The sequence below is a fragment of the Rhodococcus sp. P3_B8 genome (assembly GCF_056402775.1).
This window is the reverse complement of sequence record NZ_JBFUGT010000312.1, coordinates 1-7,446: the sequence shown is the minus strand read 5'-3', so window position 1 is coordinate 7,446 and position 7,446 is coordinate 1. Positions and strand designations below refer to the sequence as shown.

Sequence of the window (7,446 nt, the reverse complement as noted above, 5' to 3'; positions counted from 1 at the left end):
GGGTCGATCATGTCCTCGCGGTTGGACGCGCCGATCACGATGACGTTCTCGAGTCCTTCGACACCGTCGATCTCACTGAGCAGCTGCGGCACGACGGTGGTCTCGACGTCGGAGGAGACACCCGACCCGCGGGTACGGAAGATCGAATCCATCTCGTCGAAGAACACGATCACCGGGGTGCCCTCGGACGCCTTCTCCCGGGCCCGCTGGAAGATCAGCCGGATGTGCCGCTCGGTCTCGCCGACGAACTTGTTCAGCAGCTCGGGGCCCTTGATGTTGAGGAAGTAGGACTTGGCTTCCTTGCTGTCCTGGCCCCGGGCCTCCGCGATCTTCTTCGCGAGCGAGTTGGCGACCGCCTTGGCGATGAGCGTCTTACCGCACCCGGGCGGACCGTAGAGGAGCACACCCTTCGGTGGCCGCAGCTCGTATTCGTGGAACAGGTCCTTGTGGAGGAACGGCAACTCGACGGCGTCGCGGATCTGCTCGATCTGCCGTCCGAGGCCGCCGATGTCGTCGTAGTGCACGTCGGGAACCTCTTCGAGGACCAGATCCTCGACCTCGGCCTTGGGGATCCGCTCGAACGCGTACCCGGCCTTGGTGTCGACGAGGAGGGAGTCACCCGGCCGAAGTTTGCGGGTGGGCGATTCCGCGTCGTACGCGATCGACTCCCTCTCGCTCTCCTCGAAGACGGTCGCGAGGGGTTCGGCCAGCCACACGATCCGTTCCTCGTCGGCGTGGCCGACCACGAGGGCGCGCTGACCGTCGTCGAGGACCTCGCGCAACGTGCTGATCTCACCCACACGCTCAAAGTTGCCCGCTTCCACGATCGTGAGAGCCTCGTTGAGGCGCACGGTCTGGCCGAGCTTGAGGGTCTCGGCGTCGACGTTCGGGGAGCAGGTCAACCGCATCTTGCGGCCGGAGGTGAACACGTCCACGGTCTGATCGTCGTGCACTCCGAGCAGCACGCCGTACCCGCTCGGCGGCTGGCCGAGGCGATCGACTTCTTCTCGAAGGGCGATGAGCTGCTGACGGGCTTCCTTGAGGGTGTCCATCAGCTTGGTGTTCCGGATGGACAGCGAGTCCACTCGCGATTCCATCTCACGAAGCTGTTCCGGCGACTCCGCGAGCTGCCTGCGCAGTGCCGACGCCTCTGCGCGCAACGCCTCGAGCTCTCGTGCGGCCGCAACCGAATCGGGGTTCTCTGTCGAGCTCATGTGCGTCTCCTCCCAATGAGATCTATCAACGCTACCGGCACTGCCCGAATTCTGCGCCGTGACACGGATTCTGCCGATTGCGAATCGGCATCGTGACGCCCTGGGCCACCGAACCTCTCATGTTAGCCTTACCTACTTGTCGAGCAGTTTCTCTCTGTTCTGTGTAACGAAAGGGTTCGTCGTGATAATCCGCAAGCCCCTGAACGGAACATCTTTCATCGGTAGGGCCGTGGTTGCCGTGGGCGCGGTGGTCCTCGCGCTCGGGATGTCGGCCTGCTCGTCCGACGACGCATCCGACACCGCGGCGACGACGTCCGCGGCTACGGCGAGCGAGGCGGTTGCCGCCCCCACGTCCGACGAACTGCTCGGTACGCTGCAGGTCCTCGTGGACCCCGCCCGACCGGTCGACGAGAAGACCGTCGTGGTCGTCGACGGCGACGAACGTCGCCCGAATCTCGAGGCCATGACGGCGGCGATGGCCAACTACCCGGTGTCCTTCACGGTCACGGATGTGCAGGTAGAGGGCGATACCGCGACGGCGAACGTCGCGATCGTCAGCCCGCACGGCACGGCCGCTCCGACCGCGTGGACGTGGGAGAACGTCGACGGCACCTGGAAGGTGTCGGACGAGAGCACGTGCACCCTGCTGGGCATGGCACGCGCCGGCTGCAGCTAATCTCCCGCCTTCGGCGGCGTCCTGTCCGGGCGCCGCCGAAGGCGTGTCTCAGCCCTTGCCCGACCGGCGCTGCGGCTTGGGGGTGACGGTTCCCTCGGCGAGTCGCCGGGCGCTCACCAGGAACGCGGTGTGGCCCTGCATCCGGTGTTCCGGGCGCACGGCGAGCCCGACGACGTGCCACCCGCGGACGATCGATTCCCAGGACCGCGGCTCGGTCCAGCACTCCTGCTCGCGCATCGCCTCGACCACCTTCGAGAGCTGCGTCACAGTGGCGACGTAGACGATGAGCACACCGCCGGGAACCAGCGCCTTGGACACCGCGGGCAGCGCATCCCAGGGGGCGAGCATGTCGAGGACCACCCGGTCGACCTGACCGCCCGCCGCGTCGGCGTCGAACTCGGCGACGTCGGCGATGGTCAGGTCCCAGTTCTCGGGGCGTTCCCCGAAGAACGTCTCGACGTTCCGGACCGCGTGTTCGGCGTGGTCGTCGCGCACCTCGTACGAGATGACCCGGCCTTCCGGACCGACCGCCCGCAGCAATGAGCACGTCAGCGCGCCCGACCCGGCACCGGCCTCGAGCACGCGGGCGCCAGGAAAGACGTCGCCCTCGTGCACGATCTGCGCGGCGTCCTTCGGGTAGATGACCTGCGCCCCGCGGGGCATCGACAGGATGTAGTCGACGAGCAGCGGACGCAGCGCGAGATATGGGGTGCCGTTGGTCGACTTGACCACGCTGCCCTCGTCGGTGCCGATCAGGTCGTCGTGCAGGATGCCGCCGCGGTGGGTGTGGAACTCCTTGCCGGCCTCCAGGTTGACCGTGTAGTGCCGGCCCTTGGCGTCCGTCAACTGGACGCGATCGCCCACCCGAAACGGTCCGCTCGGTCGCGTTTCGCGTCCCACCATCGTCACCGACTCCTCAGCCTGTTCGTCCGGCGCCGTCCGACGCCCACACCGCGCCCCGACTCGACTGTCGGACCGGGGGCCTACCCTGCCAGGTGTGAGCATCTCAGAGTCGCCAGCCCCCGCCACAAAGGGTTCCCCGTCACAGCCCGGCGACACTTCGGCCACCCGCAGGCGCCCCGCCCTGTCACCGTCCCGCGCCGGCGACTTCAAGCAGTGCCCGCTCCTCTACCGTTTCCGCGCGGTCGACCGGCTCCCCGAGGCGCCGTCGCGCGCGCAGGTGAAGGGCACGGTCGTGCACGCCGCGCTGGAGACCCTGTTCGGGCTGCCCGCGGCCGAACGCGTTCCGCGAAAAGCGGTCGATCTGATCCTCCCGTCCTGGGAGCGCATTCTCGCCGAGGCCCCCGACCTGATCGACCTGGTCCCCGAGGACGAGCGCGACACGTTCCTCGACGAGGCGCGTGCCCTCGTCACCGCCTATTACGAGCTGGAGGATCCCACCCGGTTCGAGGCCGAATCGTGCGAACAGCGCGTCGAGACCGAACTCGCCGACGGGGTGCTGCTCCGCGGATTCGTCGACCGCATCGACGTCGCCCCCACCGGTGAGGTGCGGGTGGTCGACTACAAGACCGGCCGGGCGCCCCGCGAGATGTCCGAGTCCAAGGCGCTGTTCCAGATGAAGTTCTACGCGCTGGTCCTGCTCCGCACCCGCGGCATCGTTCCCGCGCAGTTGCGACTGCTGTACCTCGCGTCCGGCACGGTCCTCACCTACGCACCCGACGAGGACGAACTGCTGCGGTTCGAGCGCACGCTGTCGGCGATCTGGAAGGCCATTCTGGCGGCCGGGGTCACCGGCGATTTCCGACCCAAGCCGAGCCGGCTCTGCGACTGGTGTGATCATAAGTCTCTGTGCCCCTCGTTCGGTGGAACGCCGCCTCCCTACCCGGGATGGCCGGAGGGGCCCGCCGAAGACGCACCGGGTTTCGAGGAGATTGTCGAATGAGTTCCGAGTCCTATTACGTACCACTCGGTTTGGAAGCACTGAGTGCGCCGGAAGTGGACTCGGACCAGAAGATCACCGTCGAGCGGTTCGACAGCACGGATCTGACGATCAGTGTGTGGGCGGAGACGATGCAGCACGGCGCTCCCCCGTCCGCGCTGCTCGTGCGAGCACTCGAGCGCTGCGCGCCGCGCGACGACGTGCGTCTCACGCGGGTCGTGGTCGAGATCCTCGGTCCCATCCCGATCGCCGAACTCGAGGTCCGGTCCTGGGTGCAGCGACCGGGACGCCGGGTGGAGCTGGTGGTCGCCGAATTGTGGACCGTCGGCGACCGTCCCCGTGCCGTCGCGCGGGGCTCGGCGTGGCGGATGGAGACCGTCGACACGAGCGACGCCGTCCACGTCGTCGACCCACCACTCGAACCGCGGTCCACCGGCCGGGACGGCAAGTTCGGCAAGGCCTGGAACTCGGGCTACCTGACGACCCTCGACTGGCGGTGGATCGCCGAGATGGGATGCGAGGGCCCGGGCAAGCTGTGGGCGAAGCCGCGACCCGCACTGGTTCTCGGCGAGACCTTGACGCCGCTCGAGCGGCTGTTCTCCATCGCGGACATCGCGAACGGCGTGGGATCGAAACTCGACCCGGCGGACTGGACGTTCCTCAACACCGACCTCACCGTGCACATCTTCCGGGTCCCCGAGGGTGAGTGGGTGGGGGTCAGCTCCGAAACCTCCATCGGACCCGACGGAGTGGGCATGTGCGCGGGCGTGCTCTACGACGAGACCGGCGCCGTCGGCCGGATCGCCCAGACCGTGCAGGTCCRCGCCCGCCCCTGAGCGGAGCGAGCGCGGACCGTGTTGCGGGCGGAGCGAGCGCGGATCGTGTTGCGGTGGAACCAGATCAGAGCGCGCGGCAGGACCGGATGTTGGACGCGAGGATGGCCTTGGCGCCGAGGTCCGCGAGTTCGTCCATGACTCCGTTGTGGCCCTTGATCGGGACCATCGCCCGGACCGCGACCCAGTTCTCGTCGGCGAGCGGCGACAGCGTCGGCGACTCGAGGCCCGGGGTGATCTTCAATGCGTCGTCGAGGATCGTCTTGGGGCAGTCGTAGTCGAGCATCAGGTTCTGCTGCGCGAACACGATGCCGCGCACCCGCTCGACCAGCTGGTTGCGTGCGGAATCGCCGTCGGGCGAGCCGGCGCGCTCGATGAGCACACCCTCGGAGTCGCACAGGGTGTCGCCGAACGCGACCAGGTTGTGCTGGCGCAGCGTGCGGCCGGAGCCGACGACGTCCGCGATGGCGTCGGCGACGCCGAGCTGGATCGAGATCTCCACGGCGCCGTCGAGGCGGATGACCGAGGCCTCGATACCGCGTGCGGACAGGTCGTCGCGCACCAGGTTGGGGTAGGACGTGGCGATCCGGAGCCCCGCGAGGTCCTCGACCGTCCAGTCCTTGCCCGCGGGAGCGGCGTACCGGAACGTGGAGCGGCCGAAGCCGAGCGACAGCCGTTCGGCGACCGGGGCACCCGAGTCGCGGGCGAGGTCGCGGCCGGTGATGCCGAGATCGAGTTCACCGGATCCGACGTAGATCGCGATGTCCTTGGGGCGCAGGAAGAAGAACTCGACCTGGTTGGACGGGTCGAGGACGGTCAGGTCGCGGGAGTCGGTGCGACGGCGGTAACCGGCCTCGCTGAGGATTTCGGCGGCGGACTCGGACAGCGAGCCCTTGTTGGGGACTGCGACGCGCAGCATGGCGGAGGGTTCCTTTCGGGAGCGGGTGGAGGAGTCTCGATCACCGATCACAGATGTCGGTAGACGTCCTCGAGCTTCAGGCCCTTACCCACCATCAGCACCTGCGTCCAGTACAGCAGCTGAGAGATCTCCTCGGCGAGCGCCTCATCGCTCTCGTGCTCGGCGGCGATCCACACCTCACCCGCCTCTTCGAGGATCTTCTTTCCCTGCGAATGGACGCCGGCGTCCAAGGCGGCAACGGTGCCGGAGCCCTCGGGGCGGGTAGCGGCACGCTCGGTCAGCTCGGCGAACAGGGATTCGAAGGTCTTCACGAGGACCCATTGTTTCACGCCGCCGCGGACCTCTCCGAACCGGTCACCACCCGAGTGTGCGGCGACTCTCGAACCGGCGGACCTCACCCGAACGGGGATCGGTGAACTCGATGGCCCGCGCCAGCAACCGCAACGGCGTCGAGAAGTCGCCGGGCTCGGATCGCCGGAAGTCCGGGTAGTAGTTGTCGCCCTCGATCGGCAACCCCAGCGACGACATGTGCAACCGCAGTTGGTGTGTCCGGCCGGTCTTCGGCAGCAGGCAGTACCGCGCGCGGCCGTCGCGGGTCTCGATCAGGTCGACGACGGTCTCACTGTTCGGTTCGCCCGGTTCCTCCGTCGCCGTCATGATCCCGTGTTCCTTGACGATGCGACTGCGGATGGTGCGCGGAAACGTGAGCGTCGGATCGTGCCCGGCGACGGCCTCGTATTCCTTGGTGACCTGCTGGGACACGAACAGTTCCTGATACGGCCTGCGGTCTTCCCGCCGGATCAGGAACACCAGGACGCCGGCCGTCATCCGGTCGAGCCGGTGCGCCGGTGTGAGGTCGGGCAGGTCGAGCGCCCGCCGCAGCCGCACGACCGCCGTCTCGGTGATGTGCGCGCCCCGCGGAATGGTCGCGAGGAAATGGGGTTTGTCGATCACCACGAGGTGGTCGTCGCGGTGCAGGATGTCGATCTCGAACGGAACCGGGATCTCCGGCGCGGGGTCTCGGTAGAAGTACACGAAACGCGTCGGGGCATAACGGGTCCCGCGGTCGACCACCCTGCCGTGTTCGTCGACGACGTCCCCGCCGTCGATCAGCGACAGCCAGTGCGCGCGTTCGTCCGGGTACGTCTCGACCAGGAATTCGGCGACCGTCTTCGTGCCGACGCCTGCCGGCATCCGGATGCGATCGGGACCGAGGCCGTTGCGGACCGGCAGGGGCGCCCCCGCCACCTCAGCCCGCCCGATTCTCGGTGCAGTCGGCGCAGACGAGCACGAGTTCGCGACCCCGGTCGTCCGGCAGATTCTCGTACCGGGACGTCGGACCGCCGCACGTGCTGCAGCGCCCCAGGGTCTTGGCCTGATCGCTGAACTCGATGCTCATCCGCTTGTCGAACACGTACAGCGACCCCTCCCACAAGCCCGTGTCGCCGAATGCCTCGCCGTAGCGGACGATGCCGCCGTCCAGTTGGTAGATCTCACCGAATCCGCGCGAGCGCATCAGCGAGGACAGGACCTCGCACCGCACTCCCCCGGTGCAGTACGTGACGACGGCCTTGTCCTTGAGATGGTCGTACTTGCCGCTGTCGAGTTCGTGCACGAACTCGCGCGTGGTGGACACGTCGGGCACGACGGCGTCCCGGAAGCGTCCGATCTCCGCCTCGAAACCGTTGCGCCCGTCGAAGAAGACGACGTCGTCACCGCGACCCTCGATCAGGCGATGCACCTCGTCGGGCGCCAGGTGGGTACCGCCGCCGACGACGCCGTCCGCGTCCACCTTCAGCTCGCCCGGCGCACCGAACGTCACGATCTCCGGCCGCACCTTGACGCTCAGCCGCGGGAAGTCGTCACCGAGCCCGTCCGACCACTTGATGTCGGCGTCCTTGAAC

Annotated in this window: 9 protein-coding genes; 3 read left to right on the top strand and 6 right to left on the bottom strand. The window is 67.9% G+C overall.

Going from position 1 to position 7,446, the window contains the following annotated elements; all coding sequences use genetic code 11:
* The coding region (gene arc, locus AC1D1G_RS38530) for a proteasome ATPase (RefSeq protein ID WP_477956220.1) at positions 1–1,214 on the bottom strand (1,214 nt) is incomplete at its 3' end.
* Positions 1,215–1,395: 181 nt separating this feature from the next.
* Between arc and AC1D1G_RS38525 the strand changes: the two genes are divergently transcribed.
* Positions 1,396–1,890 (top strand): WKL family lipoprotein, encoded by a 495-nt coding sequence (locus AC1D1G_RS38525; RefSeq protein WP_283335139.1) that lies wholly within the window; start codon positions 1,396–1,398, stop codon positions 1,888–1,890.
* A 48-nt stretch (positions 1,891–1,938) separates the two neighbouring features.
* Here AC1D1G_RS38525 and AC1D1G_RS38520 read toward each other — a convergent pair whose 3' ends face one another.
* On the bottom strand, positions 1,939–2,793 hold the full coding sequence (locus tag AC1D1G_RS38520) for a tRNA (adenine-N1)-methyltransferase (RefSeq protein ID WP_009473523.1): 855 nt from the start codon (positions 2,791–2,793) through the stop codon (positions 1,939–1,941).
* 94 nt (positions 2,794–2,887) lie between these two features.
* On the opposite strand from AC1D1G_RS38520, the gene AC1D1G_RS38515 reads away from it, so the two are divergent.
* Together AC1D1G_RS38515 and AC1D1G_RS38510 are read left to right on the top strand one after the other, a co-directional pair.
* On the top strand, positions 2,888–3,793 hold the full coding sequence (locus AC1D1G_RS38515; RefSeq protein ID WP_283335140.1) for a RecB family exonuclease: 906 nt from the start codon (positions 2,888–2,890) through the stop codon (positions 3,791–3,793).
* A complete protein-coding gene (locus AC1D1G_RS38510; protein ID WP_477956219.1) occupies positions 3,790–4,626 on the top strand; it encodes a thioesterase family protein in 837 nt (278 codons plus the stop codon). The genes AC1D1G_RS38515 and AC1D1G_RS38510 overlap by 4 nt, the downstream gene beginning before the upstream one ends.
* Before the next feature lie 64 nt (positions 4,627–4,690).
* Here AC1D1G_RS38510 and hisG read toward each other — a convergent pair whose 3' ends face one another.
* The 4 genes from hisG to trhO all read right to left on the bottom strand — a co-directional run.
* Positions 4,691–5,542, bottom strand: a complete 852-nt coding sequence (gene hisG / locus AC1D1G_RS38505) for an ATP phosphoribosyltransferase (RefSeq protein WP_105416235.1) — start codon at positions 5,540–5,542, stop codon at positions 4,691–4,693.
* Between the two features lie 47 nt (positions 5,543–5,589).
* Complete coding sequence (locus tag AC1D1G_RS38500; protein WP_009473527.1) at positions 5,590–5,871, bottom strand: phosphoribosyl-ATP diphosphatase; 282 nt, start codon at positions 5,869–5,871, stop codon at positions 5,590–5,592.
* 25 nt (positions 5,872–5,896) lie between these two features.
* Positions 5,897–6,790, bottom strand: a complete 894-nt coding sequence (locus tag AC1D1G_RS38495) for a pseudouridine synthase (RefSeq protein ID WP_283335141.1) — start codon at positions 6,788–6,790, stop codon at positions 5,897–5,899.
* Position 6,791: 1 nt separating this feature from the next.
* The coding region (gene trhO / locus AC1D1G_RS38490) for an oxygen-dependent tRNA uridine(34) hydroxylase TrhO (RefSeq protein ID WP_477956218.1) at positions 6,792–7,446 on the bottom strand (655 nt) is incomplete at its 5' end.

Excerpts from the sequence above, each read along its gene's own strand:
- AC1D1G_RS38520 (WP_009473523.1), bottom strand. The coding sequence starts at position 2,793 with ATGGTGGGACGCGAAACGCGACCGAGCGGACCGTTTCGGGTGGGCGAT.
- hisG (WP_105416235.1), bottom strand. The coding sequence starts at position 5,542 with ATGCTGCGCGTCGCAGTCCCCAACAAGGGCTCGCTGTCCGAGTCCGCC.